Source organism: Congregibacter variabilis, assembly GCF_045689235.1.
GTDB lineage: Bacteria > Pseudomonadota > Gammaproteobacteria > Pseudomonadales > Halieaceae > Congregibacter > Congregibacter variabilis.
In genome coordinates, this window is the sequence record NZ_CP136864.1 from 2,888,968 (window position 1) to 2,915,297 (window position 26,330).

At 54.6% G+C, this 26,330-nt stretch carries 23 protein-coding genes; 8 read left to right on the plus strand and 15 right to left on the minus strand.

Annotated elements, in window-relative coordinates; all coding sequences use genetic code 11:
• Positions 1-177 precede the first annotated feature (177 nt).
• From R0135_RS12845 to R0135_RS12855, 3 genes are all read left to right on the plus strand, one after another.
• Positions 178-2,028, plus strand: a complete 1,851-nt coding sequence (locus tag R0135_RS12845) for a choice-of-anchor U domain-containing protein (RefSeq protein ID WP_407347257.1) — start codon at positions 178-180, stop codon at positions 2,026-2,028.
• Positions 2,029-2,493: 465 nt separating this feature from the next.
• Positions 2,494-3,426 (plus strand): MBL fold metallo-hydrolase, encoded by a 933-nt coding sequence (locus R0135_RS12850; protein ID WP_407347258.1) that lies wholly within the window; start codon positions 2,494-2,496, stop codon positions 3,424-3,426.
• A gap of 166 nt (positions 3,427-3,592) precedes the next feature.
• Positions 3,593-4,699, plus strand: a complete 1,107-nt coding sequence (locus R0135_RS12855; protein ID WP_407347259.1) for a zinc-binding dehydrogenase — start codon at positions 3,593-3,595, stop codon at positions 4,697-4,699.
• Between the two features lie 84 nt (positions 4,700-4,783).
• Here the strand turns inward: R0135_RS12855 and R0135_RS12860 are convergent, their stop codons facing one another.
• The 7 genes from R0135_RS12860 to R0135_RS12890 form a co-directional block, all read right to left on the minus strand.
• Positions 4,784-5,974: a hypothetical protein gene (locus R0135_RS12860; protein WP_407347260.1), complete on the minus strand. Its 1,191-nt coding sequence runs from the start codon at positions 5,972-5,974 to the stop codon at positions 4,784-4,786.
• Positions 5,971-6,546: a tRNA-(ms[2]io[6]A)-hydroxylase gene (locus R0135_RS12865; protein ID WP_407347261.1), complete on the minus strand. Its 576-nt coding sequence runs from the start codon at positions 6,544-6,546 to the stop codon at positions 5,971-5,973. Before R0135_RS12865 ends, R0135_RS12860 begins: the two co-directional genes overlap by 4 nt.
• A gap of 3 nt (positions 6,547-6,549) precedes the next feature.
• Positions 6,550-8,430 carry an FAD-dependent oxidoreductase gene (locus tag R0135_RS12870; RefSeq protein ID WP_407347262.1) on the minus strand — a complete coding sequence of 627 codons (1,881 nt, stop codon included), beginning with the start codon at positions 8,428-8,430 and terminating at the stop codon, positions 6,550-6,552.
• Between the two features lie 69 nt (positions 8,431-8,499).
• Positions 8,500-9,210, minus strand: coding sequence for a crotonase/enoyl-CoA hydratase family protein (locus tag R0135_RS12875; protein WP_407347263.1), 711 nt, complete (start codon positions 9,208-9,210; stop codon positions 8,500-8,502).
• A gap of 69 nt (positions 9,211-9,279) precedes the next feature.
• Entirely contained in the window at positions 9,280-10,152 is an 873-nt protein-coding gene (locus R0135_RS12880) for an SMP-30/gluconolactonase/LRE family protein (protein WP_407347264.1), read from the minus strand.
• Between the two features lie 55 nt (positions 10,153-10,207).
• Positions 10,208-10,747: a hypothetical protein gene (locus R0135_RS12885; RefSeq protein ID WP_407347265.1), complete on the minus strand. Its 540-nt coding sequence runs from the start codon at positions 10,745-10,747 to the stop codon at positions 10,208-10,210.
• An 85-nt stretch (positions 10,748-10,832) separates the two neighbouring features.
• Positions 10,833-11,768 carry a hydrogen peroxide-inducible genes activator gene (locus tag R0135_RS12890; protein ID WP_407347266.1) on the minus strand — a complete coding sequence of 312 codons (936 nt, stop codon included), beginning with the start codon at positions 11,766-11,768 and terminating at the stop codon, positions 10,833-10,835.
• A gap of 138 nt (positions 11,769-11,906) precedes the next feature.
• Between R0135_RS12890 and R0135_RS12895 the strand changes: the two genes are divergently transcribed.
• Both R0135_RS12895 and R0135_RS12900 read left to right on the plus strand, forming a co-directional pair.
• Positions 11,907-13,568 carry a SulP family inorganic anion transporter gene (locus R0135_RS12895; protein ID WP_407347267.1) on the plus strand — a complete coding sequence of 554 codons (1,662 nt, stop codon included), beginning with the start codon at positions 11,907-11,909 and terminating at the stop codon, positions 13,566-13,568.
• 66 nt (positions 13,569-13,634) lie between these two features.
• Positions 13,635-14,039 (plus strand): SgcJ/EcaC family oxidoreductase, encoded by a 405-nt coding sequence (locus tag R0135_RS12900; protein ID WP_407347268.1) that lies wholly within the window; start codon positions 13,635-13,637, stop codon positions 14,037-14,039.
• Positions 14,040-14,202: 163 nt separating this feature from the next.
• Here the strand turns inward: R0135_RS12900 and R0135_RS12905 are convergent, their stop codons facing one another.
• The 4 genes from R0135_RS12905 to R0135_RS12920 form a co-directional block, all read right to left on the minus strand.
• Positions 14,203-15,756, minus strand: coding sequence for a tetratricopeptide repeat protein (locus tag R0135_RS12905; protein ID WP_407347269.1), 1,554 nt, complete (start codon positions 15,754-15,756; stop codon positions 14,203-14,205).
• A gap of 11 nt (positions 15,757-15,767) precedes the next feature.
• Positions 15,768-16,604 carry a hypothetical protein gene (locus R0135_RS12910; protein ID WP_407347270.1) on the minus strand — a complete coding sequence of 279 codons (837 nt, stop codon included), beginning with the start codon at positions 16,602-16,604 and terminating at the stop codon, positions 15,768-15,770.
• Between the two features lie 110 nt (positions 16,605-16,714).
• On the minus strand, positions 16,715-17,692 hold the full coding sequence (gene epmB, locus R0135_RS12915) for an EF-P beta-lysylation protein EpmB (protein ID WP_407347271.1): 978 nt from the start codon (positions 17,690-17,692) through the stop codon (positions 16,715-16,717).
• A gap of 53 nt (positions 17,693-17,745) precedes the next feature.
• Positions 17,746-19,026 carry an NAD(P)/FAD-dependent oxidoreductase gene (locus R0135_RS12920; RefSeq protein WP_407347272.1) on the minus strand — a complete coding sequence of 427 codons (1,281 nt, stop codon included), beginning with the start codon at positions 19,024-19,026 and terminating at the stop codon, positions 17,746-17,748.
• Positions 19,027-19,195: 169 nt separating this feature from the next.
• Between R0135_RS12920 and R0135_RS12925 the strand changes: the two genes are divergently transcribed.
• Both R0135_RS12925 and R0135_RS12930 read left to right on the plus strand, forming a co-directional pair.
• Positions 19,196-20,542, plus strand: coding sequence for a glutamine synthetase family protein (locus R0135_RS12925; RefSeq protein ID WP_407347273.1), 1,347 nt, complete (start codon positions 19,196-19,198; stop codon positions 20,540-20,542).
• Positions 20,543-20,546: 4 nt separating this feature from the next.
• On the plus strand, positions 20,547-21,395 hold the full coding sequence (locus R0135_RS12930; protein WP_407347274.1) for a hypothetical protein: 849 nt from the start codon (positions 20,547-20,549) through the stop codon (positions 21,393-21,395).
• Between the two features lie 86 nt (positions 21,396-21,481).
• On the opposite strand, the gene R0135_RS12935 is transcribed toward R0135_RS12930, so the two are convergent.
• Both R0135_RS12935 and R0135_RS12940 read right to left on the minus strand, forming a co-directional pair.
• Positions 21,482-21,700, minus strand: coding sequence for a PA3496 family putative envelope integrity protein (locus tag R0135_RS12935; RefSeq protein WP_407347275.1), 219 nt, complete (start codon positions 21,698-21,700; stop codon positions 21,482-21,484).
• A 417-nt stretch (positions 21,701-22,117) separates the two neighbouring features.
• Positions 22,118-22,636, minus strand: a complete 519-nt coding sequence (locus R0135_RS12940; protein WP_407347276.1) for a shikimate kinase — start codon at positions 22,634-22,636, stop codon at positions 22,118-22,120.
• Positions 22,637-22,745: 109 nt separating this feature from the next.
• On the opposite strand from R0135_RS12940, the gene gcvT reads away from it, so the two are divergent.
• Positions 22,746-23,858 carry a glycine cleavage system aminomethyltransferase GcvT gene (gene gcvT / locus R0135_RS12945; protein WP_407347277.1) on the plus strand — a complete coding sequence of 371 codons (1,113 nt, stop codon included), beginning with the start codon at positions 22,746-22,748 and terminating at the stop codon, positions 23,856-23,858.
• On the opposite strand, the gene R0135_RS12950 is transcribed toward gcvT, so the two are convergent.
• Positions 23,859-24,410: an HNH endonuclease gene (locus R0135_RS12950; RefSeq protein ID WP_407347278.1), complete on the minus strand. Its 552-nt coding sequence runs from the start codon at positions 24,408-24,410 to the stop codon at positions 23,859-23,861.
• Between the two features lie 93 nt (positions 24,411-24,503).
• Positions 24,504-26,318, minus strand: coding sequence for a cation:proton antiporter (locus R0135_RS12955; RefSeq protein WP_407347279.1), 1,815 nt, complete (start codon positions 26,316-26,318; stop codon positions 24,504-24,506).
• Positions 26,319-26,330: the final 12 nt, after the last annotated feature.

Sequence of the window (26,330 nt, forward strand, 5' to 3'; positions counted from 1 at the left end):
GATTCTGCTTCTAGTAAAAACATTAATGATTTTGACTTAGATCACGCCGATTGGAGATACCCTCACTTTGAGTGGCAACGGGTTAGTTGCGAGTGATAAAGTCAACTGAGATACGTCCTCTCTCCTGTGATTGCGGTAATTATGGTTCTAAACTCAAAAAAAATGGGATCTTGTTTGATGGCCCTCCGCTTGTACGGTTGTGCATCTCTTTTGGTCTTGAGTACGTCTGCGACGGCTCAAACGGCACAGGTTTTTGAAACGTCAAAATTGCGGTTTGGCACGGGTGCCGAGGCTTCGATTACGATCGCCGGCACTCTTAAGCAACCATTTTATTTTGAAACCAGCAACTCAACCTTTTACAAGCTGACGTTCTCAAACTTCCCGCTGGATATTGCCGTAGCTTCAGGAGGTGATGGCACCAACGACTGGAACCTCAACGGCTCTTTAGTTGAAACCCAAAATTCTTCATACAGTCTAACCGGGGCTGCTCTCGATACTACCGGGTTTATCGTAACTACACCCGACTCAGGGTCAGGCTTTGAAAAAGGCTACGGAACTATCATCTCTGAGGGCAACATCGACATAGATCTAGGTGGCGCCAATGAGGCATTGCTGACTGTCACTAACTCTTACGATTTGCCAGCGGACGATTTTTTTATATCGATACGCACTCGTATCACTAATCGCGGAAGCAATCCCGCGACTAACGTTAGAGCCTGGGTTGGTACCCGTGATGACTACGTTGGGGTAGATGATGGACCAATAAAGCAGCGAGGAAACATTGTAGGGGATGCCTTTCAGGAAATCGCAAATGCCTCTGACCAGGCGCAAGCCCTGCTTATTACCGCCGATTCGGGGGCATTTACCCCTGGAGTTCTGTTTTACACCGCAGAACCGAGGGCTAGTGTTGTTTTTGACAGCTGCTGCTCCTTTAGTAATGCGTATCGGCAGGATCCAGCGACTGCACCAATTAGTATTCCATCCGGCGCAGATGGTTCCTATGCGATGTTTGTTCGGCTTCCAGATCTTGCGGCCGGTGACTTTTATGAATTCACTTGGTTCTATGCAGCCGGAGCTGTATCTGACCTAGCTGACGTGATTGCCAGTGTGGCGAATGCCAGCGCTGGCCTGCAAAACCTCACCTTCACTACTGGTGACTTGGTGGCAGCGCTTGATGCCGACGGTGTTGGTTACTACCTCGTGGTGCCGAGGGATGCTGTTGCACCAACGGAAGCCCAGATTAAGGCGGGCGTTGATTATGGAGCGGTAAGCGTCGTGGATTCAGGTAGCGGTGCCATGACGGCCAACGTAGACCGGACGTTCGGTGTTAGCGGCCTTACGGTTGCGACAGACTATGATCTGTACTTTGTGGGGGAGGATCAGCAGTCGCCTCCCGTCTTTACTGCTATTCGAAAAGTACAATTTTCAACGCTTTCGTATACAGATGATGGAGACGGTATAGATTTTCTTGTGGAAGCGGGCGCTCCTGGTGAGGGAGACGGCAACAATGATGGTACTGCTGATGGAGAGCAAACGTCAGTAACATCGCTACCCACAACTAGCGGCGAGTACATTACTGTCGTCAGTACAAGTGGCAAAATGATAAGCGGCGTTTCGTTGGCTGCCGCATTGCCAGCGCCTATTCCCGCTGGGTTCTCTAACCCCTACGGTTCAATCGGTTTTACGGCTAGTGGTGTTACCGCGGGCGCGACAGAAGAGTTCCAGGTGTTTATGCCTTTGGATGCCTCCATTAGTGGCGCGCTTAAATGGAACAGAGTGTCTGCTAGCTGGGAAGAAGTAGGGGCTGTAAGTGCTTCGGGTAGCAGGACAGTGGTTACTTTTAGTGTCACCGACGGCGGCCCCTTAGACCTTGATGGCGCCGCCAATGGCACAATTTTGGATCCCATTGTTCCAGTTGCGGCGTCTGCCACGTCTGTTCCAACTGTGCCAAAAGTTGTACTGATGCTTATGGTTGTCGGAGTGATATTTCTTGGGTTTCGCAGGACTGAAAACCTCGCAACAGTCTGAATTTTTCCTACGCTTTATTACGCTATATTCAGTTACTGACATAAGTTCGAGGGCGGAGGCTACGTACCTCTAACACAGACTTTTCAGCGGTATTTGCTGCTCACTGTTTTCGAAATATCTCCGACTCAACCTGTTTTCAGGGCTGTCTCTATGAATGAGATTGCGATACCTTTTCCCTGCACCCCAAGGCGGCATACAGTGCAGACTCACCAGAGACAACGCCGGCGTCACCCCTCGTACCGCGATTCGTAAGTGGACGTTATGGATAACCGAGCAAAGAGAATCCCCAGACTTGGATGGAAAAGTGGGCTTCTGCTCTTTTTAATAGCGGGTACAGCGCTAGTGGTAAATAGTTGTTCCTCATTTGGTGGAGCACCTTCGGGACAGCTACGAGAAAGAGTAGAGGCGTCGCCCCATTATCACGACGGCCAATTTGTAAATGTTGTGCCGCAAACGCCTTCAACGATGGGCGAACTCTGGGATCTGACACTAGCCCAGTTCACCGGCGATCAGCTTCGGGTGCCCCCGTCATCAATTCCCGTAGTACCTCTGATGCCCGAATCACTAACCACACCGCCGCAGCCGGGCTTACGGTCGGTCTGGATAGGTCATGCCGGAGTGCTGGTAGAAATGGATGGTCTCCGTTTTTTAGTGGACCCGGTGTTTTCCGAGCGTGTATCTCCCGTCGGTTTTGCCGGGCCAAAGCGCTTTCACCCGACGCCTATTTCACTGCAGGCCCTGCCGCCTATAGATGCCGTGATGATTTCTCACGATCATTATGACCACCTTGATATGCAGACTATCCAGCACCTGTCGGTTAAAGGAACGCACTTTTTTGTGCCGCTTGGCGTCGGTGCACACCTCAAGGAATGGGGGGTACCCGACGGCCAGATCATTGACATGCAGTGGTGGGAGTCCCGCGAACTAGGAGCGATCACGATAACGTCTACACCATCGCGGCATTACTCAGGGCGGGATCTTTTTGATTATAAAGAAACGTTTTGGTCTTCGTGGTCAATTGTCGGACTGCAGCACCGTGTTTACTACAGTGGCGATACTGGATTTTCGGACCATTTCAGGCAAATTGGCGAGCGGTTCGGCCCTTTTGATTTGAACATCATCAAAGTGGGTGCCTATGGTCCAGGCGCCTCATGGTTGGATATTCATATGACGCCAGAACAGGCGGTAGAGGCACATAGTGCCCTGGGCGGGACACGTATGCTGCCGGTCCATTGGGCGACTTTTAATATGGCTCACCACGATTGGGATGAACCGATAATACGTACACTTGAATCCGCCACAGAGAAGCAAGTCAACGTGGTTACCCCGCGTATTGGTGAGCTTGTAACGGCAGATCAGCCCTTTAAGTCAGATCGGTGGTGGGAAGAGGTTAGGTAGAACTTGCACACTATCTAATTAGACCGGCTCTCTGCGCTGCAAGCTGAGGCGCCGAGCCAAGAACGACGCCGAGATCTGACGCACTTTTCCTACCCAAGCCAACTTTCTTGCTTACGCGTATAATCTGCGCCCCTAGACATTTTGTTCATAACAAGGATTACCATCCATGACTACCGGTAAACAGCTATACAGCACTCTCGCCGACGGCAAATTGACCGTTGAAGTCGTTGAAAAAGAATTTGCAGCGCCCAAGGACAATCAGGTTCTGGTACAGATGGAGGCGGCACCAATTAATCCGTCTGATCTGGCTATTCTTACCAGCGCGGCAGATCTCGAAAACGCCGAGTACTCACCAGGCAAGTTTGTTGCAGACATGCCTGAGCCTTTTTATAGCGCTCAAAAAGCTCGCCACGGTCAGCGTCTGCCCGTGGGTAACGAAGGTGCTGGTACCGTAATCGCCACCGGCGACAGCGATGCAGCCAAAGCACTCATGGGTCAGCGTGTTGCCTGCGTACCCGGCAATGCCTATTCGCAATATTGCTACGCCGATGCGGGTATGTGCCTGCCTTTGGGTGACATCTCGTCTGAAGATGGTGCATCCGCATTTGTTAATCCAATGACGGCTCTGGGTTTTGTGGAAACTGCGAAGATGGAAGGCCAGAGCGCCATTCTTCACACGGCCTCGGCCTCAAACCTTGGCCAGATGCTGGTGAAGATCTGCCAGGAAGACAATACTCCTCTCGTGAACATTGTTCGTAAGGCCGAGCACGTTGACCTACTTAAGGGTCTTGGCGCAGAGCACGTGGTTAACTCATCTGACGATGACTACTTCAAGCAGCTTAAAGCCGCCATCGAAACTACCGGTGCATACTTCGGCTTTGATCCTATCGGCGGTGGAAACACTGTAGACACCTGCTTTAAAGCCATGGAACAGGTAGCGGTCAGCAAAATGACCGAGTTCTCTCGCTACGGCTCCGAGCAAGCCAAAAAGATGTACATCTACGGTCGTCTGGACTTTGGCCCGACGATTCTTACGCCTGCATACGGCTTTGGCTGGACACTGTCTGGCTGGTTGCTCACGCCATTTTTGGCAAATGCGGGTATGGAGACTATGGTTCGTATGCGTCAGCGCGTGCTTGCAGGTCTTACTACGACCTTCAAGAGCTCCTACAAGAGCCGAGTTAACCTCGAAGAGATGCTTACTCGCGAGGCGGCTTTGGACTATCGCACCATGAAGACCGGTGAGAAGTATCTGGTGACTCCTCACTCTTAAGCGCTCACATAGCACGGGACTCACCCGCGGTGAGTCCTGCTTTATGCGACACAAGGCCTCAGCTTTTGCTGGGGCTTTTTCGTTTTAGCGCTTCGCGATTCTTGCTCGCGCCTGGGCTTCAGTGACCTTTGGCCAATGCTCTGTTAAGGCGTGAATAAGCTTGAGCGTTTTGAATCCATCAAGCCATTGATGGAACTGTTTCACAAAGGCGTCTGTGTCTGCGCACTGGTTTTTTGCGTGAGCAAGAAAGTCTTCGAGTCCCAGATGCTGCAGGGCGGTAAACACCTCCGGGTGATCTTCGAGTGCCTGTTTAAAGTCATTTGCTTGAAGATCTGGATTGCCAAACCTTTCGACATAGCTCAGAACTACAGCCAATGCCTTATAGCAGCGAGGGTCATAAAAGTAGGCAATGTCAGCGAAGCTGTCCTGCGATAAGAGCGCGGTGAGCGCTGGCCCGGTGCCAAAAGGTACGCGGTTGGATAAACGTGCCGATAAGGACAAGGGCGTGCAGCGCGGCGTAATCACGCTGCCTTGCTTGGCCAGCTTGTTTAAAAGGTAAAAATCCTCACCGGCGGCGCGCCTAGGGAATCCCCTGACCTGAGCGTAGGCCTCGGCGTCGACCGCAATGCAGCTGCCGATAGTATGAAACGCGTAAAGCGATCCCGCTCTGTGCAGCCCCTCTACATAACTTTGAAGGTAGCTCTCGTAGAGCTCAATGGCTGTATGTTCCCGGGGGTCATCAGGCGGTAGGTGGGTAAAGGGATAAGTCAGCGCTACCGCGAGTTTTGCGGTTTTAGCCGCCTTAAAGTAATCCTTGGGTAGTCTTGCGTCGGCATCGCTGCAATGAATCCAGGGGCTTTGAACCTGACCCTTGGCAAACAACGCCAGCGCCAGGTCGCAACCTATTTTGCGGGCCAGGCCCACACCCTCTTTGGCTGGCAGCGCAGTGGGTCGCTCTACGACCAGCACATGATTGCCTCGGGGCAGTTGCTCTAGGCTGGCGTTTGCACCGGGAATGCGCTGCTGCTGTACAAGCGTTGTGAGATGGTCTCGTAGGGCGTCGTTGCGTTGAGAGTTTGCATCGGTGTCGGGGTGATTAATCACCAGAATCATTAAGGTGTTTGTGTACTGACTGAGATTCTTAAGAACCTCGGGTGACTCTCCGTAGGCCGGTATAACAAGCACCTGCTCCCAGGACTGTGACCAAGTGGTCTCGAGGCATGCTCGTGCCTCGGGCTCTGCGTACTGAGCCAGATACTTGTCGATAGCACTCAATGCAAGGCTGCGCGCAGGGGTAGCGTTCGGACAATCGCCGCTTCGTCCTCGAGTAATTCATCCCAGCGACGCTCTACCGTATCTTTAGAAAAGTAAATTTCTGCCAGCTCACGAAACAGCTCAAAGTGTCGTTCCTCTGAGCGTGCGATGGCCTGATAAAACTTCTTCAGGGCGCCAGGCTCTAAAGCGTCTGCCACCAAGCCAAAACGCTCAGCCCCGCGTGCTTCGATGATGCCCGCAATAAGCAGCCTATCCAGAAGGTAGTCTTCTTTGCCGTCGCGCATCGATTTACGAAAACCGATGACATAGGGGTCTTTGACGTCGGCGCTGGTGCGACTGCCCCGCTTATGGATCCACTTAACGACTTCCCGATAATGCGACAGTTCTTCGATGGCCAGATCTGCCATGGCCTCGACCAACTCCACACGATCGGGGTAGTGAGATAGCATGGAGATTGCCATGCCTGATGCTTTCTTTTCGGCGGCTGCATGGTCCTGTAAAAACCGATCAAAGTCTTTGAGGACCGTGTCGGTCCAAGCGCCGGGAGTTGCAAACAAGAGTGGGCTGTTCATCGTTTAATCGCTGCCGCCTAGTTCCTGCACGGCTCTAAAGGCCTGATCAATGGCAACGTGCGTGTACGCCGATGCACCTGCATCTGCGTTCGCAATAGCGATATTGCCAAAGCTATGACGGGCAATTTCGTGGGGCGCTTCACCGTCCGCGTAGTCCTCATCCCAAAGATCCAGATACTCATAGGCGTAACCGTGGGGCCAGCGATTGACGGTGATGGCCAGCACATCCTCTTGAACATCAAAACCTGCGGGGCCCAAAAGGCCATCAAGAACAATGCGTACTTCGCGCTCATAGTCTTCAAAGGACAGTCCAAGCATGGTCGCCCGTGACGCCCGCAGCTGGTCTTTTATATCAATGGCTTCGGGCGGTGGAGAAACACTGCCCCAAAAAATCAGGGACACCGGACCGTTGTCATCAACATCGTGTTCGTAGCCGCCGTTGTTGATCCCGCGGAAGGTAAACAGCCGCGCGTGCAAGCGCCCGGGGCAGGAGACAGCATCGATGCCCAGTTTGTCCAGCGCGTCGGTGTTGCGAATGAGAACGTTGGTCAAAAGCAGTGGGTGCTTCACCTGGTACTTCAGGGCCGCACGTTGGTATTCGGGTAGCTCTGGGCAAAGATGCGGGATGATGCTGTGATAGCAAGCCAACACACAGTGCTTGCTGCTAACACGGAAGGTTTTGCCCTGCGCAAAGTAGGTCACATCGGTGCCGCTATCGGTGTTGGCTACATTAACTACCGTCGAGCTAAGGCGCAGACGAACTGGGTTATCAGCTCGGTCCAATACGCTGTAGTCGAAGGTTGCCAGAGCAACGTTATCGGCCGTAGCGCCGGGTGCTACCGCAGGAATCAATCGCGCTACCTGCAGTCGCGCCAGACTCGCATTGCCGTCAGGCCACATTGCCACGGGGTAATCCCTGCCTCCGGTATTCCAATCCTCACCCAGCAGATGCCGCCCCGGGGCACCGCTTTCTATGCCTTCCATAGCCGAGAGTGCACGCATTTCGACCCCCCAGCCGCCGTGCTGGAGTTTGTCAAAGAGCTGGATCGCATCCTCTGTGAGACCGCCATGGAGACGCAAAAAATCGGTGTAGGAGATGCTGCGCAGATAGTCCTCTCGCTCCTCATCATCGATATCAGCAAAAAGATTCTCTGGATCACGATAAAACTGTTTGAGTGATTCGCGCGCCGCTACAGACAGGGGCATGGAATCAATCATGGTGTGAGCAAGCTTTTTGCCAAGATCGCATTGAGTCAGTAGCTGGGTGTCGCTGTAGCTGTCCTCGTCAAACCACATGGCCGGACTGTTTGGCGCGCTGTGGCCGTACTCAAACTGCATGCGCTCGCGCATGGCTTGGACAACCACATCGTGCGTGTCCAAAAACGCATTTACGGTGTCGCTAAAGTTCCACCATTCCAGATTGTGGGTGCCACCCATGGATAAAACCATGCGACCGCCCTGATGAAACTCATTGCGCTTGGCGTGGCCACCAAAGTCGTCGTGATTCTCGAGCAGCAAGATGCGCGCATCCTGTCCAAAACGCTCTTGGTAATAGTGTGCTGTGGCAAGGCCCGAAATCCCAGCGCCTACAATCACAAGATCATAGCTCTCGCCGGTGTCCTTGGGCGCTGGAAACCCCTTACCCTCGCGGGCGATAGCGTGGGCCGCCTCAAAGGCGCCGGGATGGGAGCCACGCAGGCCGGTGCGTACCGGCGGGTAATCGCTAGCCGAGGGGGCTGATGTTGAACTGGCACCAGAGACGCTCGCAGCCATAGCCGCAGGTGCGAATGCTGCAGCAAGTGTCGCAATGGCTGCATCGTGGATCAGATCACGGCGGGTGATAGATGTTTGCATACCCAGATCGTGATCGGATTTTTTACTCATAGTGCGGACTCATAGTGCGGACTCATAGTGCGGACTCATCGTGCCTACGGGCGCTAGCGGACTTTCCTGTCAGCTTGCAGCGGCTATAGCGGCATCACCTGCTTCAAAATCCCTGCGCAGGGCTTCCTCCAGTCGGGCCATTAGCGGCTCGCGAATGCGCGCCTTGGTTCCTTTATGGGCGGGCATGTTGAGCGCGGCGAAACCCGCAGCAAGTTCTGCGGCTCGGGCAAGCAGTTGCTCTTCCTCCACTGCTTCATCCAGATAGCCCACAGACACGGCACCTTCGGGGTCGTAAATGTGAGCTAGGCCTACGGCATGATTAAGCTGTGTTTCTTCAAGACGGGCGCGGGCAAGCTCAATACCGAACCACGGCAGGGTCATACCAATGGCCACTTCGTTAAGACCCAGTTTGTAGTTGCCTTTCATACCCACACGATAGTCCGCAGACAGGCATAGGAGAGCACCCATGGCCAGCGCATGCCCGCTCACTGCCAGCACCACCGGTACGTCAAAGGACAGCAGGCGCTGGGACAGTTCTGCGCCCTGTCGAAGCAGCTTAACCATAGCGTCGCCACCGCCGCCCATGACCGACAGGTCAAAGCCTGCGGAAAACTTTCCGGGCCGACCGGCGATGATGACTACCTTTCCAGCCGCTTGAGCAATATCGAGTCCCGCATTGAGCGCTTCGAACATGGCGAAGGACAATGCGTTGGCTTTGCCGTCGTCCATGCTCAGGAGTACGTAGGATTCTTCTTCGCTTACGGTGACCAGTTCAGACATGGCTTGATTCCTTAATCTATCTATAAAAGCGCTGTTTACTGTGGAGCCGATAACTCGCTCTTGCTTGCTTTAAGGCCGACCCGCTCCGGGTACATCAACTCGGATCGTTTCGATCTTGCCTGTACGCTCGGCCGATACCACAGCGTGATTGCTGTCTTTGGCGGTGATCATAAAGAGGTCTCGGCCGTCATCGCCTCCGAGCATACAGGCATAGCAATTCTGGCTCGTCTCTATGGTTTGGAGCCGCTCGCCGCCTTCGCCAAACAACACGCACTCGTTTGCTAGAGCGTTGGCGACCCAGACATTGTTATCAGCGTCGAGACAAATACCGTCTGGCGCATACAAGCCCAACTCAGCCCATACGCGGCGGTTGGATAGCGCGCCATCGCCACCAATATCAAATGCGCTGAGGCGCATGGCCATGGTCTCGGCAATGATCAATGTTTTGCCATCGGCTGTGATGACGCTACCGTTAGGAAAATGCATATCAGCGGAGGCGACGTGAACACTGCCATCGATCTCCACGCGCACCAGGTTGGTGGTGGGGTGGTCGGCGATTACGGCTTCTACTCCGCGTGTTGCAATGTGCTCATCCAGATCAAAACCAAAGTTGCCCACGTAGGCTCGGCCGGTAGCGTCGACGACCATGTCATTGCACAGATGCTTGGCGTACTGCGATAGGTCCGCATGGGGGACTAAGGCGCCGTTTTCTTCTTTGAGTACAGCCAGTGCCTTCATGGAAACCACGAGAAGCTGACCGTCTGGCAGCCACCCCAGCCCCGAAGGCTGGTCATCGAGTTGGTGCTCAATGCGGACATTTCCGGACAAATCGGTAGATTTAACCGCATGATCGTAGAAGTCACTGAACCACAGACGACCGTCATGCCAACGGGGGCCCTCTCCAAAGTACAGGCCTTCAACAAGGGTGGTGGCGTTTGGCATGGTCTTCTCCATTAGCTATGGGTGTTGCTGTGATCAGCATATCTTGTGCATTGGCTCAGGACATCACCAGAGCCAGAAAGAGGATCAATCCGCTGCCGGCAGAGATCAGCGTTCGCACGCGCAGTCGGGAGGACGAAAGTCCCAGCCACACACCACTCAAGATAATAAACAGCATGCCGGCGGCAAACACTTTCTGAAACTCGCGATACATAGACGGCCCATGGCCAAAATGCAGTTCCTGCATACGCTTTTGAAAGCTCGGTTCGTTCAGGCTGACGCTAACGCTGTCGCCATCGACCTTCAGTCCGTAGTAGGGGCGAGAGGTGGGGCGCGTGTAAAGCGTGTCGCCCCGAGTGATGACGTAATCAAAGTCAAAGTCTTCAATACCGACCGTGGCAAGCGCTGCCAACACAGCCTCTTTACTGGGGTCAGCCATGAGGGCTACACCACCCTGGGTCTGGCTTACTTCGGTTGTCTCTAAAGAGCCTTTAACTCCCAGGAGGTACATGCCTCCGGAGAAGGCCACAAGAACTACCACAGCGGAAAAGAACGAGGAGAGGTAGAGATGGATGTTGATGAACAATGGGCGACCCATGGGGTGTTCCTCCAGAGACAGAAAATTTAAGAAAAGTGAGCGGCGATGCTACGTGATCTGGCTGCTATGGCAAAGCGCCTGGGCTCTAATTTCCGCGATCAAAAATAGGTGTGACCACATCGCTAAAGGATTCGGCCATGCGTTCGCGAATCAACCGCGCCAACTCCTGATAAAGATGCCGCACGGGACTCCCTGTGCGGTATACAAGAGCGTGCTCGCGGTAGAGCCGTGCGCCTTCAATGCGGATGACGTCCAGTTCTTCGGGGCGATGCAGTTCCGAGCGGATGTACAGTGCGGGCAAGAACGCGACGCCCATGCCCATCACCACCATCTGTCGGAGCGTGTCCAGACTTGTTCCCTCATAGTCGCGGTTGAGTACTGCGCCGGTGCGCTCACAAATCCGTTGAACTTCCTGATACAGCTGGTGACGCTCATCCAGGCTCAGAATACTCATGCCCGCTAATTCTTGTTCCTGGAGTACGCCGTCCACGGCTAAACCCGCCTCTTTGGAGGCAACCAACAGAAGCGGCTCGCGAAACAGCACCTCTACGGCCAGATTGCTGGATTTGAGCGGCAGGGGGACCAGAGCCAGATCGTGCCGGCCCTCCTTTACTCCCGCTTCGAGCTGGCTCGGTGGCTCTTCACGAACGTAAAGCTTTAAGCGATCAAACTGCTTGTGAATCGCCGGGACAATATTGGGCAGCAGGTAAGGCCCCAATGTGGGCGGCACGCCCATGCGATGGGTGGACGCGGCGGTGTCCGACAAGGTGTGCGCCAGTTCCTGCATCTCGTGCCACTGGGCAATCAATTGCTTGGCGACGGGGAGTAGTTGCCGGCCGGCGGGGGTGAGCTGCGTGACGCGGCGCGTTCGTTCAAACAGGGTCACCCCCAGACTCTTTTCCAGAGCCCCCAGCTGTGTGGAGAGCGTCGGCTGGGCGATATCAAGGCGATCGGCGGCGCGGCGAATGGACTGGGTTTCGGCCACCGCCTGAAAGTATTGAACCTGCTTGATTGTCGCCATGGGCTGACCCTGATAGGCATCCGCTATATAGGTAAAAACTATAACAGAAAAGGAAAGCTTGTATTTGTTTTACATTTCACAAGATCCATAGTGGTGACATCAACTAAACCCCGTTACCAATTGGGGAAGGACCCAAGAATGCGATCTTTACTGAATTTTGACCTGAACCACCTGCGCGGTGACGTCTACGGTGGATTAACCGCCGGTGTTGTTGCTATCCCGCTGGCGCTGGCTTTTGGTGTTGCTTCAGGGCTAGGCCCCATAGCAGGTATGTACGGTGCCATCATCGTTGGTTTTTTTGCGGCTATGTTTGGTGGAACTCCGACCAATGTTTCTGGACCCACGGGTCCCATGGTGGTGGTCCTGGCCGGCTTGTTTGCCAGTCTGTCTGGCGATGTGGGGCTGATTTTTACGGCGGTGATGCTGGCAGGGGTGTTTCAGATTGTGTTTGGCGTGGTTGGCGCCGGTAATTACATCCGTTTGGTGCCATACCCCGTGGTCTCTGGTTTTATGAGCGGCATCGGCGTCATCATTATCATCCTCCAGGCAGACGCTTTCTTTGGTCACGACTCGCCCTCGGGCACCTTGAACGCCCTGGCACACCTGCCCACGGTATTGTCGGATATCAACTATTCGGCCTTGGTGGTCGGTGTGATTACTCTGATCGTGGCGTACAAGTGGCCAACCAAATGGGGAGTTTACGTTCCCGGTGCTTTGGCGGCGCTCGCTATTGGTACAGTGCTGAGCCTGTTCATGCCCGCCATGCCTATCCTTGGCAATATTCCTTCGGGCCTTCCATCATTCCACATGCCGATTTTTGATCAGTCGGCCATGATGCTGGTGCTCGAGGCTGCCTTTATTCTTGCGGTACTGGGCTCCATTGATAGCCTGCTAACCTCACTGGTCGCCGACAACATGACACGCACCCGGCACGACTCCAATAAAGAGTTGATCGGCCAGGGTGTGGGCAACGCGGTAGCAGGCATGTTCGGCGGTATCGCTGGCGCCGGTGCGACTATGCGCACGGTAATCAATATTCGTTCCGGAGGCGTGACTCGTCTGTCCGGCATGATTCACTCGGTGGTGCTCATCGCTGTAGTGCTCGGCGTTGGTTCGGTCGCCTCGGTGATTCCTCACGCGGCGCTCGCCGGAGTGCTGGTTAAGGTCGGCATGGATATCATCGACTTTAGCTATCTTAAGCGCGCACACCGCGGACCGCGTTGGGACCTTGCGCTTATGGCTTTGGTATTGGGTCTGACCGTATTCGTAGATCTCATCACCGCAGTGGGCGCTGGCGTTGTACTTGCTGCACTGGCTTATGTTCAGCAAGTTGCCAAGATTCAGCTCGAAGAGTTGGCCTCTCGCCCCTATGCACAAACCTCAGAAGAAGAGCGTGTGCTGCTGGAGCGTCTGGGTACGCAGGTCACTATTTTTGAGTTTGGTGGACCGTTGAGTTTTGGTGCGGCTGCAGACGTAGGACACCATGTTCGCGAGCGTTACAAAGATGCTACGCATTCGATCATCCTCGACTTTAATCGAGTGCCATTTTTAGATGTGTCCGCAGCGCGTGCGGTAGAGACTATCGCAGACGACGCCCACAAAGCAGGTAAGCGCGTCTATATCGCTGGTATGGCGCAAACCATCCAAGACACTTTGAATAGTCTCGGTGCGGATGAGAGTCTGGCTGACGATGCACATTACGAAACTCGACTTGAGGCCCTGCAAGCAATTGCCGATCGCAGTGGAACCGATGGGCGTGGTCGCCCTGCGCGACTCGTTCCCATGGCGGCTGCAAGTTAGCTCCGGCCAAAAGCCACTTAGAAATTTTTATTGACCACTGTTGACGCGTGATCCAAGGAGATCAACATGACCGAAGTAGATGTAATGAAGTTTTTTCAGCGCTGGAACGATGCTCTGGCAACGGGCAATCCCGATGCGGTGACGGGCCTGTATGCCGAGGACGCGATTTTGCTTCCTACGGTGTCCAACCAGGTTCGACATAACCACGAAGAAATTCGTGACTACTTTGTAAACTTCCTCGCCAAGAAGCCTGAGGGCGTAATTGAAGAGGCCAACATCCGCTTTCTCGCGGACGGCCTGGCCATCAATTCTGGTGTCTACACATTCACCTTTGGCGACCAGTCCACGGTAACCGCACGGTTTACCTATCTATATCGTAAGATTGATGGGCACTGGAAGATTGTTGAGCACCACAGTTCAGCGATGCCAGAAGTTACAGCTGCAGCTGGACGTGAGTCCGCCGCTGCCTAATTCCTGTAAAGCGGTTCGAGAAAGGGCGCATTAAGCGCCCTTTTTTGTGTCGCGGGTTTTATATGGGGTCCTGCACTTATCGGCCCATGCACCCTGGATAAATCGCAAGCTCATCATCATCCATAGCATCAAGCTGCCTCTAGCCGTAAATGATGCTGGCTTGCTAGCGCGTGAATACAAACAACTCACCCGGTAACCATTCGCCACGCTCTTTGCGCAGGGGGATTTGTTCTTTATGGAGAAGTGTCAGCCCGGCATCCTTGGCGCAGCGTTGCACGTAGTCGCTGGAGTGCGCGAAACGTCCTGACTTCTGGAGTTTGAGATCCTGGCCTTCCAATAGCTCGGTGCTCAGTACAAAACGAACGCCGGGATTGGATCGTTGGGCAACACGCTTAAAGACCTCGTCTAAAGCGCCGATATAGATCAGTACATCGGCGCACACTATGAGGTCGTAGCGAGACTCGTCACTAGACAGCATCGCCGACACATCATTTGTTGTAAGTGCATCGTAGACCGCTTTTTCTTCGGCTTTTGCAAGCATAGCCGGCGCGACATCGACTCCGGTTAAGTGCTCGCAATAGCTGCGGATCTGTGCGCCTACCAAGCCGGTGCCACATCCCAGATCAAGCGCCTGGCTATACCAGGCATTTTCGCCATCAAGCTTCTCGAGCAGGGACGGAATCTTACCTGGAATAGAGTATTCGAGAGATTCTGTTAGGTGCTTCTCGAAATTTGCGGCGTAACCTTCAAATACTGCTCGTGCATAGGCTGCATCGCCGCGACTTACATTCTGCCCCGATATCGCCGCCACTAAATGTTTAGCCGTCTTATCGTCAGGTCTTAGCTTCAATATTTTTTGCAGGTATTCAAGTGCTTCCTGCTCGCGACCCAGCGCCTGCAGTGTGTTCGAGGCGCCACCAAGTGCAGCCTCATTCATCGGGTCAAGATCCAGAATTTCTTGATAGCCCATGAGTGCTTCATTGTGTCTGCTCATGCCGCTTAGGCTGCGGGACAAATTAAGAAGAGCCTTACGATGCGTAGGCTCAAGACTCAATGCGCTCTCGTAAGCTTTGATGGCATCGTCATGTTTACCCATGTCGTTGAGCACGTTGCCCAGGTCATTGAAAGCATCGGTATACAGAGGATTTAGCTGCAACGCGCGTCGAAGTGCTTCCAGTGCGTTATCTGCCTGACCGGCGCCCTTTAAGGCTCTTGCCAGATTGGCATAAACCTCGGCATCTGCTTGACCGCGGTTGACCAGCTCCTGATAACAGCCCAAGGCTTCCTTGTACCGCTTCAGGTCTGTAAACGCGGTAGCGAGATTGTTGAGGGCTTCAGAGAATCCTGGCTCTAAGCTCAGCGCTGATTTGTAAGCGTCTATGGCGTGCTCAGACTCTTCCAGACGACTAAGAACGACCCCCCGAAGATTATGCAAGGCTGGTTGTTCGGGATGGAGCCTGCAGAGCTTGTTGATATCTGCACGAGCAGCATCCAGTTTGCCGGCATTTACCAAGCGCGCTACGCGATCGAAATCCGCAGGGCTCAGGGTGGCCTTACTGCTGCCCGTTAAGGCCTTTAAGCCCTTTTTCGCCTTTTTGTTGCCGGGCTCAGCGCTGAGCACCTGTGCATAGAGGCGCTTGGCTTCGTCGACGTTGCCAGCTTTTGCTAAAAGAGCTGCCCGTTCCAGGGCCTGGCTTGCGGTCATTTGTGCTGCCATAGAAGAATCGCTTAAAAGCTATAGGTTGCGGTGAGAGACGGGCCGTCAAGCTCCGTATTAAAAGACAGCTCCCCACGGGAGCGGGCCTGCGTGATATCGATGTCGGTGATCTGATAACCCAAAGACGCACCGAATCGATCGCTGATTTGATAGTGAGCGCGCAAGTGGCCGTAGGAGAAGTCGCCGCTGTACTCATCTACATCCGCCGAGAGCCACCCGGCTACCAGACTGAAACCAAAACTGTCGGTGAGTGACCAGGTCGCCGCAGCCCGCAAGTTAGGCACGGGCGCCAGTAGGGTGCTGCTTGCTCGACGAACCTCGCTGCTCTGATCGTTGATTCGGACGCTGCCGGAGAACCCCACGCCAAGATCAAAAGCGTGCACGCCACCACCCAGCATGACCTCGACATTCTCACTGCGGTGTACGGTGTACAGAACATCCAGAATATAGATGTCGATGTTGAGTTCGGATCTGAGGTCTGAACCGGTGGTGAACTCTACGCCGTCATAATTCAGATCGCGTTCCGTGAACTTTTTGCCACTTCCCAAGAACTGAAAAGTACCTGCAAATATCGACCATTTAGGCTTCAGTCGATAGCGGTAGTCTACAAAGTACGAATAGTCTCGCTCACCTATATCAAGCCCATTCAAGTCGATGACCACCGGGTCAAAGCCTTCGGACGTTGCGCTAACAGAGCTGTTTGTTGACTGGCGAGTCATGCCAACAGATAGCATGTGTTTCTTGTTAAAAAGACCAGTAGATTCGCTGCCGGCATCTGATTGCGCCTGAGCTGTCGCTGCGAAGACGATCAGAGCCAGCGCGGTGACGCCCGCTAGGTATGTGTTCATGTGCGACCTCTGTGGATCATTTTTATTACTTGGGTGACAGTTTATCTCATCGTGAGGCAAGTCAGGGGCCATGAGCATGAGGTAGCAAGGGTTTACCGCGCATCAAGGGCCTAGACGGAAGGGTAGATAGGCTCAAGCTGTCGCTTGCTGGCAGCGCCTGGACGCTCAACCGCGAGCTTGGGTATAAGATAGCCGGGGCGCAGGGCGCTCAATTCACCCATGATGCGTCGCGCCGAATCCTCACAGACTTCAAAATGACTCGAGCCAGCTACTTTGTCGAGCATGTGAATGTAGTAGGGCAGGACGCCGGCAGCAAAAAGCCGATCACTCAGGGCCGCCAGTACGTCGGGATTGTCGTTAACGCCCGCAAGCAAGACAGATTGGTTGAGCATGGTGACACCTGCATCGCGCAGGCTTTGGATCGCTTTTGCCGTAGCTTGATCAATTTCATTAGGGTGATTGCTATGCAACACCATCACTGATCGAAGTCCTGTTTGAGACAAGGTTCGGGTGAGCGCGGTGGTCACCCGGTCAGGTATCACAATGGGCAGACGCGTGTGAATGCGCAGTGTAATGTCGCGCTCGTGTCTGGCTATGCGTTGGGCAATAGCGGTGATTTGCTCGTCGAGCAGCAGTAAGGGATCCCCACCGCTGAGAATGATTTCTCCTATAGAGCTGTCGTCGAGCAGTTGATCGATAGTGGCCAAACGCTCTGTACTGGACTGGGCATTGTCCGAGTAGGGATAGTCACGTCGAAAGCAATAGCGGCAATTGATGGCACATTGGCCCGTCACAACCAGCAGCGCACGCCCGTGATACTTTTGCAGCAATCCCGGTGTGCCGGCATAAAGACTCGTCTCGGCCAGGGGGTCATTGCTATACCCGGCCACCGTCAGTGTTTCGTCCTGCGCGGCCAGAATCTGCCGTAGCAGAGGGTCAGCGACGTTGCCCCGCTCTATGCGTGCAGCAAAGGCGTGCGGCACAAGCAATGGAAACCCTTGATCGGCTATCTGCGAGTAGGGCAGATCCTCAAGAGCGATACCTACTGCGGCGGCAAGGCCTGCCGGTGTGCGGATGGCCCTCTGCAATTGTTCTTGCCAGGTGTCCTTTGAGTGAATTTTCAGGACTATGGATTCCGGCCTCATCCTAGGCGATCACGCAGGGAATAGTAGAGCATACCTGCCACCAAGCCCGGCCAGCGCAGTAGCGTACCTCCGGGAAACTTGGGCGTGGGTACATTGGCCATGATATCGAAGCGCTCTGCAGTGCCCGCAATAGTCTCTGCGAGTAATTTGCCGGCAAGCGTAGCAATGGGCACGCCGTGGCCGGAATATCCATGAGCATATAGCACTCGGGGCGACACGCGTCCCAGCGCCGGCATTCGGTTCAATGTGATCGCCAGGGTGCCGCCCCAGCCGTACTCGATGGCCGTGTCTGCCAGTTCTGGATAAATCTCCAGCATATAAGGTCGTACGAAGGCGGGAATATCTTTCGGAAAGCGCGAGGTGTAGGACTCTCCGCCTCCAAACAGCAGCCGGTTATCGGCAGATAACTTCCAGTAATTGATCACAAAGCGACTATCGGACATTGATGTGTCGTCGCGTATGAGCCGTCGGGCTGTTTCTTCGTCCAGGGGCTCGGTCGCTATCACGTAATTGTTGATGGGCATGATCTGACCGGCGACCCGAGGCTCAAGTTTTTTGAGATAGCCATTGCAGGCCAGTAGCAGGTGTTCGCATTCGACCTTCCCAGTGTCTGTGTGTACATGCACATGTGTGTTTTCTTCGTAATGGGTAACACGACTGTTTTCGTGCAGCGTGACGCCGAGTTCCTGCGCAGCCCGGGCTAGCCCCAGACAATAGTTGAGTGGATGCAGGTGGCGCGCCGCCGTATCGAGTATGCCGCCATGAAAGCCCTGCGCAGAGGTCATTTGTGCGAGCTCCTCGGTTTCTATGTATCGAATATCACCGAAGTCATACACGGCCCGAAGGTGATCGACCTCTTCGCGAAGCTCTATTGCTGCTTTTTTAGTGCACGCCGTGTGGAGGTTGCCCTTTTTTAACTCACATTGGATATTGAATTCGTCTATCAGCTCGCAAACTGTGTTTACGCCTTCAAGACCGAGGTCCCAAAGCATCCTCGCCCGCTGTTTGCCCACCAGTTTTTCAAGACTGTACTGATCCGCGCGCTGTCCGGTGCCCACGTGTCCGCCATTGCGTCCCGATGCACCCCAGCCCAAACGATTGGCTTCGAGCAGGGTTACGCTGTAGCCGCGCTTTCGAAGATGAATGGCCGCTGACAGTCCAGTGTATCCACCGCCAACAATGCATACATCACTGCGTGCATCGCCTCTAAGGGCCGGAAAACTATTTTGATAGTTGGCTGTCGCCGCGTACCAGGAATTGACGTGCTCTTCGCTCATATAAAAAGGAGAAACTCGGTATGGTTCAGACGTATCGCCGCATAGTAGCGCAGCCTCTGCGCGCTAGCGATAGCCGTTAAGCCCGTATGATTACACTAGCCTTTATGGGTATTGCGAGGCCCGAGGGCCTGCTGCGATACTCTTTGGGCGAAATCCTAGGAAGCATCGCATGACAACGAACAGCAAGACCATCACAGACTGGCTGAAGCAGCAGCAAATCTCCGAAATCGAATGCCTTGTGCCGGATATGACGGGCAATGCCAGGGGTAAGTTTATCCCCGCGCATCAATTTATTTCCCACGGAGATCCCCGGCTGCCAGAGAGTATTTTGGTGCAAACCGTGACGGGCGAGTACAGCGATGAGCACTGGGACTTCGTGGAGCCTACCGACACGGACATGCTGCTACGCCCAGATGCATCCACCATGCGTCTGGTGCCCTGGGCTCGGGAACCTACTGCGCAGATTATTCATGACTGTTATACCCAGGCCGGAGAACTACATCCGCTTGCGTCTCGGACAGTGCTTCGAAAAGTGCTTGCGGCCTACGAACAAGCTGGCCTCACGCCTGTGATCGCACCGGAGATGGAGTTTTATCTGGTGGCCCGAAATGAGGACGCCGACAATGAGCTCGTGCCTCCTGTGGGACGTAGTGGCCGACGCGAAACGGCACGATTGTCTTACAGCATTGACGCCGTCGCCGAGTTCGAAGATTTTGTCGAAGACATGTATGACTATGCGGATGCCCAGAAACTGGATGTCGACACACTGATCCATGAGAACGGCGCCGCACAGATGGAGATCAATTTTCGTCACGGTGACCCGCTATCGCTGGCCGATCAGGTGTTTGTTTTTAAGCGCACCGTTCGAGAGACCGCGCATAAATACAAAATGTACGCGACCTTTATGGCCAAGCCCATGAAGGATGAGCCGGGCAGTGCCATGCACATTCACCAGAGCCTGCTCGATGCATCAGGGAACAATATTTTTGTTACTGCCGACGGTGAACATTCGCCCGCTTTTTTGAGTTATATCGCTGGTCTTCAGCGCTATACACCGGAGTTGATCAGTCTCTACGCGCCGAATGTGAACTCTTATCGACGGCTGGCGCCCGATATCTCGGCGCCGATCAATCTCAATTGGGGTTTGGATAATCGCACCTGTGCTTTTCGTGTGCCTCAAAGCGAACTCGCGGCGACTCGTGTCGAGAATCGCTTTCCGGGTGCTGACGCGAATCCCTACCTCGCCATTGCTGCAACCCTGGCTAGTGGTCTGCTGGGCATGCAGGAAAATCTCACGCCCTCAGCACCGCACCAGGGCACGGCCAACGAGGATAGCGTTGAGGTTGCGAGGACCCTGGAGGAAGGATTGCGTAATCTTGGCAGTACGCCGGCACTGTGCGACTTGTTCGGCGACTTGTTCCTGCGTGCGTACGCGGCGGTGAAGCTGGACGAGTTTGAGGAATTTAACCGCGTGATCAGTTCCTGGGAGCGAGAGCACTTGCTCTTGCAGGTGTAACCTTTTGAACGCGGGTTTCTTTGGTCATGGCTTTCGCGGACGACTTTTTGTCGCCGTAAAGTACATCACCTACATTCTACTGCTGGGCAATGTGTACTTCTTCCTTCAGGAAGAGTCGGGATCTCTTGAGTACACCTTCACGGGGCCCATGTCTCTGGGACAGTACGTGCAGGTGTTTGCGGCGACGCTGGATACCACTGCCTGGGTGGTATTGCTGTTGTTGTTTGAGCTGGAAACCTCGGTGCTTGATGATGAAAAGATCCGCGGACTCGTAAAGATTGCACTCCACGGTATTCGTCTGATTTGTGGCGCGGCGATTGTCTGGGCGTTTACCGGTTACTGCGCTGAGCTCATTACGCTTTACAAGGTGACTGTAATAGACGCCTTCAATGGTTGCGCGCAGCTCAGCGAGGGCTGGTCTTTGCTATTACGTTTGGACGAATATGCGCCTTTGGATGCCCAGAACTGCTTGAAGGTTGCTGACTCCGCTTTGCGCCTCAATGAGTTCAAAATTGTGGCGGATGCGGACACTCTGGACTTGTCCCGGTATCTGGCGTGGACTGACGTGATCAACGCGGCGGCCTGGATACTGGTGGTTGTGGTGCTCGAGATAGAGGTGCGATTGCAGCTACGCGGCAGTCTCACCGATGCGATTGTCGATGGCACGCGATACCTCAAATATTGCCTGTATAGCACCTTGTTTATTGCCGCAGTGTACTGGGGCTTTGAGGGCAAGTTCCTGGATTTTTACGACGCATGCCTATGGCTGTTCGCGTTTATCTTTATCGAGCTGAACGTATTTGACTGGCAGCGCGAAACACAGGATCTGCAGCCGCAGCATTCTGCAGCGTAGAGATATTTTTGCGACAGTGTCTCTAAGCCGCGCGTAAGTACCGCAGAACGGGGAAACGAATACCATTCATAGCGCCAGGCGCTAGCTCAGTAGTCGTCAAACTCCAGGTCGTAATCGCCCAGTTCTTCGCGGAGCCGAAGCTCCTCGATTCTCTGCTCGGCACGCCGGCGCTTTTCTGCCAACTGGTGCTTCTGCGAAGACTCCGCACTCAGGCCTTCATAGGCCTCGTCCGAGAACTCTCCGATCACAGGTTCGAACAAGTCGTCCAGACTGTCTGGTGTTGATTCTTGATTGCGATCTCCCACAAACCACCTCCTGATGATTACGGGCCATCCACAGCGCCAATATCCGGCAGCCCTCGGAGGGAGTCAATCGGTGGATCCCCATGATTTATATGAAAAATTACGATCAATAAATGGGAATTTTGTCGAAAAGTTGACGAGCAATCCCGGGCTTCATCCTTGAATTCACGCTACACATCCCTGTGCCAGGCCCATAGACCGCGTGTCCGGGAGTCTCGTCATGCGGCCAAAGTTGGTCGCTATATGTTGATTGCAAGGCTTATGCCAGCGTAGGGAAACCGCTAAAAAGAGTACTAAATATCGGTAAATACGGGGTTTTTGGTCTATTCGCTGCGCGCTTGCGCTCTGTGCTTGGCGGGGTGATGCGTAACCTGGTGTGTCGCGAACGCGTTCGCCGGTGCGCTTGCTGATACCCCTAACTCAGGAATAGAGTTCTTGTACGATCAGCGCCGCAATGGCATCTGCGCTGCCGGCAACAGCATCGACGGTGTGCGAAGCGAATTTGTCGTATAGCGGTGTTCGCTCGTTATAGATGTCTTCAAAGCTTTGATCAGCACCACTGGCGATACCTCGTTCGGGGTTAGCGGAAACGCGTTGCTTCAGCGTTGTCACGTCAGCACGGAGATAAACCACAGGTCCTGCCGCACGCAATCGATCCATGATTGCTTCGCTATAGATCACGCTACCGCCGGTTGCCAGTACGCGTCCTTGAATATGCTCGCCAAGCAGCACTGACTCTTCGATGCTGCGCAGACGCAGATACCCGTCGCTGTCGACGATGTCTTGCAGAGTTCTACCTTCCCGGGCCTGAATAGACAGATCGGTATCGGTAAATTCAAGGCCAATGAGTTTTGCGAGGATGACACCCACAGTGCTCTTGCCCACGCCCGGCATTCCAATAAGGCTGATGGTGCGAAACTGTGTGCGGATATTACTCATGATGCTTCCTTTTCATGTGCGTGCATTATCCCCACTTCTGGCGAACGCTCAATGCCCTGCGCGTGCATGCTAAAGTTCCGCCCCTCAGATTTGTATTGGAAGCATTGGAATGAGTCTCAAACACACCCCCCTGGATGCATTACACCGAGAGCTGGGTGCCCGTATGGTGCCCTTTGCCGGCTATGACATGCCGGTGCAGTACAGCAACGGCATCATCGCCGAGCACCGGCACACGCGAGAGCAGGCGGGTTTGTTTGATGTGTCGCATATGGGGCAATTTGTTCTTGAGGGTCCGGGAATCACCGAGACCCTGGAATCGCTGGTGCCCGTTGATCTGCAAGCATTGGGTGAGCATCGCCAGAGCTATGCGCTGCTGACCAACGACGAGGGCGGGGTACGCGACGATCTGATCATCACTCGCTGGAGCGCAGATACCTTCTTTTTGGTGGTTAATGCTTCTTGCAAAGTAGATGACCGCGCATGGATAGAGTCCAAGCTGAGCGCCGGCCAAAGCTTGCGAGAGCTTGATGGCCAGGGGCTGCTTGCCTTGCAGGGTCCCCGGGCTCGAGAAGTGTTGAGTAGCTTGGTGCCAGAAACCGCGGAGCTTAGGTTTCTACAGGGTGCGCATTGCGAGCTCGATGGCATGCCCATCTATGTCACTTGCTCGGGATATACCGGCGAGGACGGCTATGAGCTGTCGACAGCAGGTGAGCATACCGAAGCCTTAGCGCGAAAGCTGCTAAGCCATGAAGCCACAGCGCCAGTGGGCCTGGGAGCTCGTGACTCGCTGCGTCTGGAGTCGGGTTTGTGTCTCTACGGTCACGAACTATCTCCCACGATAAGCCCCATAGAAGCGAAATTGAATTGGTCTATCAGCAAGCCTCGTCGTCCCGGTGGCGAGCGAGCTGGGGGGTACCCCGGGGCAGAGCGTGTAGCTCGAGAGTTGAGCGAAGGGACCGCGCGAACGCGTGTGGGCATTCGTGTACTGGGAAAGCGTCCCGTGCGCGAGGGGCAGAGTGTTCTCAACGGCGACGGTGATGTGGTGGGTGTGATTACCTCCGGGGCATACGCAGCCACTGTGGATGCGCCTATTGCCATGGCTTTCGTAGAGAGTAGCTACGCGGCGCTGGACACCGAACTGGGTGTTGATGTGCGTGGTAAAGCGTTGCCGGTGGTGGTGTGCAAAATGCCCTTGGTGCCCCAGCGATATTACCGCGGCTGATCAGTTGGCCCAGTCGCGGTGTGCTCGAAACTGTTTTGACAGATAGTCCATTTGGTCTGCCAGGACCCGATCTTTGGCGAGGTAGTGCCATTCATAGGTGTTGGGCCGAAAGGGTACGGCCAGTAATGGCATGCCGGCTTCTTCTGGAGTGAGATTGTCTTTTTGCCAGTTGCACCGCTTGCAGGCGGCGACCACGTTCTCCCAGCGATCATTGCCACCGCGGGACACAGGCATCACGTGATCGCGGGTCAGCTCCGAACGACCGTGCTGTGTGCCGCAGTACAGGCAGCGATGATCATCGCGACGAAATAGCGTGCGGTTGCAAAGTGGCGGAGTGAAGCTCTGAACGATACGACCCTGGAGCGCAACAATAGGCTGTAGATCGATACGCGAGCGTTTTCCGGAAAGTCGTTGGACGCCCCCGAACACCGGAGGTAATACGTCTCCTATACCGTAGACAACGTCGCCCCGGGCATAGGCTGATATTGCTTCGTGCAGTGACAGCCAACCGCGAGGCTGTCCTGCCAGGTCCAACTTGAGGATCGCTTGCATGTCTTCCTACCCGTAGTAGGTTCCCCTTACGCTACTGCAATCACCGTCTGCAAACAATCCCCTGAACACAGGCATTGTGACAAGGTGAAGCGTTTACTTACTCTCGGATGGCTTCTCTTTGGCGCTGTCATCGTTGTTTTTCCACACCAATGCGATGATGCGTTGAGTGCCGCTTTGTTTGCTCAGTGCTTCCGGGTCGTCAATCACACGCAGTTTTTGTTTCTCACCCAGGCTTAAAAGTGGAATCAATTTGGCGCCAGTCTCCCGCTTGTAGTCCTCGAGACTGAAATCTTCGCCTAGTCGGATGGTTTTGATTTCTGCGCCACCAGCGAGCAGGCTGGCGATCTTCTCGAAAGTGAGATCAGCTGTGAAGAGGCGCGGCGGCGCATATTCGTCAGCAATGCGCGAGCGATCGGTGTCTTTGCGGTCTTCACTGTTGCGAAGACTAAAAACCCTTTGGGGGCCAAACTCGCTGCGAAACTTCATGCAGGCCAGGGTGTTCCAGCGCGAGCGGCGGCTCACCGCAAACAATCGTCCTATGCCCGATAGCTCTAAATACTGGTCCGCATGGGACGAGATGGGATCTCCGTAATAGACCTCCAGTCCTGCCATGCGGGCGGCGCGAATTTCTTCGTAGGACGTATCCGCCAATTTCACACGGTAGCCCTGGTCCTGCAGCGCCTTGGCCATGGCTCGGGCGACGCTGTTAGCACCGACAAACAACACGCCATTGGGCTCTGCCTCGGCAAGTCCCAGTGCTTTGGTTACCCGGCGGGCGCTGAGGCTTTGCAACAGTACCGTAGCCAGAATCACCAGGAAGGTAAGTGCGACCAGTGTCGATGCACCTTCATGCCCGGATTCCTCGAGGCGAATCGCAAACAGTGATGACACGGCGGCAGCGACGATGCCCCGGGGTGCAACCCAGGAGATCAATGCTTTTTGCTGCCAGCGGTAGCCACTGCGGATGGTAGACAACCAGACGATGATTGGTCGAGCTGCGAGGATCACCAGCAGAATAATGACGCCCTGCCAGCCCGTGGCGATTATCTCGGCCGGATCCACTCGGGCGCCAAGAACCACAAACAATACGGAGATAATCAGGACGGAGAGGCTCTCTTTAAAGCTGAGTATTTCGCTTACCGCAACGTCACGCATATTTCCCAGTAAGATGCCCATGATGGTCACAGCCAAGAGTCCCGATTCGTGAGCAAGGGCATCGCTGCCGGCGAACACCATGACCACCCAGGCAAGGGTAAGCACATTGAGTAAGTATTCGGGTACCCAATGCCGTCGAAGGACTATGCCCAGACTCCAGGCACCTGCAAGGCCCATAAAGGTGCCCGCGCCAATGCTTTCCGCAAACAGCATGAGCGAGTTCTGACCGGTGAGCAGGTATTGAAATACCAGTACGGCCAACAGAGCACCTACCGGATCTATGAGGATCCCCTCCCAGCGGAGCACCTGACTCACGCTGTTTTCTGCGCGCATGGTGCGAAGGAGAGGGTTGATCACAGTAGGTCCGGTCACGATCATCAAGGCAGCGAAGAGCATGGCGATGTCGCCGGAGAGCCCCGCAAGATAGTGCGCTCCAGCTGCAATAAGGAGCCAGTTGAGCACTGCGCCCCAGCTAACCAGGTTGGTAACTACGGCGCCATGTCCGCGAATATCGCGAAATCGAAGCGTCATTCCACCTTCAAAAAGCACCAGAGCGACACCCAGGGACACCATCGGAAAGAGGATCGGCCCGAACATTTCGTCTGGATTGAGGAGGCCGGTTGCCGGTCCAGCAAGGATGCCCAGTGCCAGCAGGGGCAGAATTGACGGTAGCTTTAGTCGCCAGGCCAACCATTGTGCGCCGACGCCGAGTACCAGCACGGCGGCCATGGTGTAGAGAACGGATTGATCCATGCGCGACAAAGG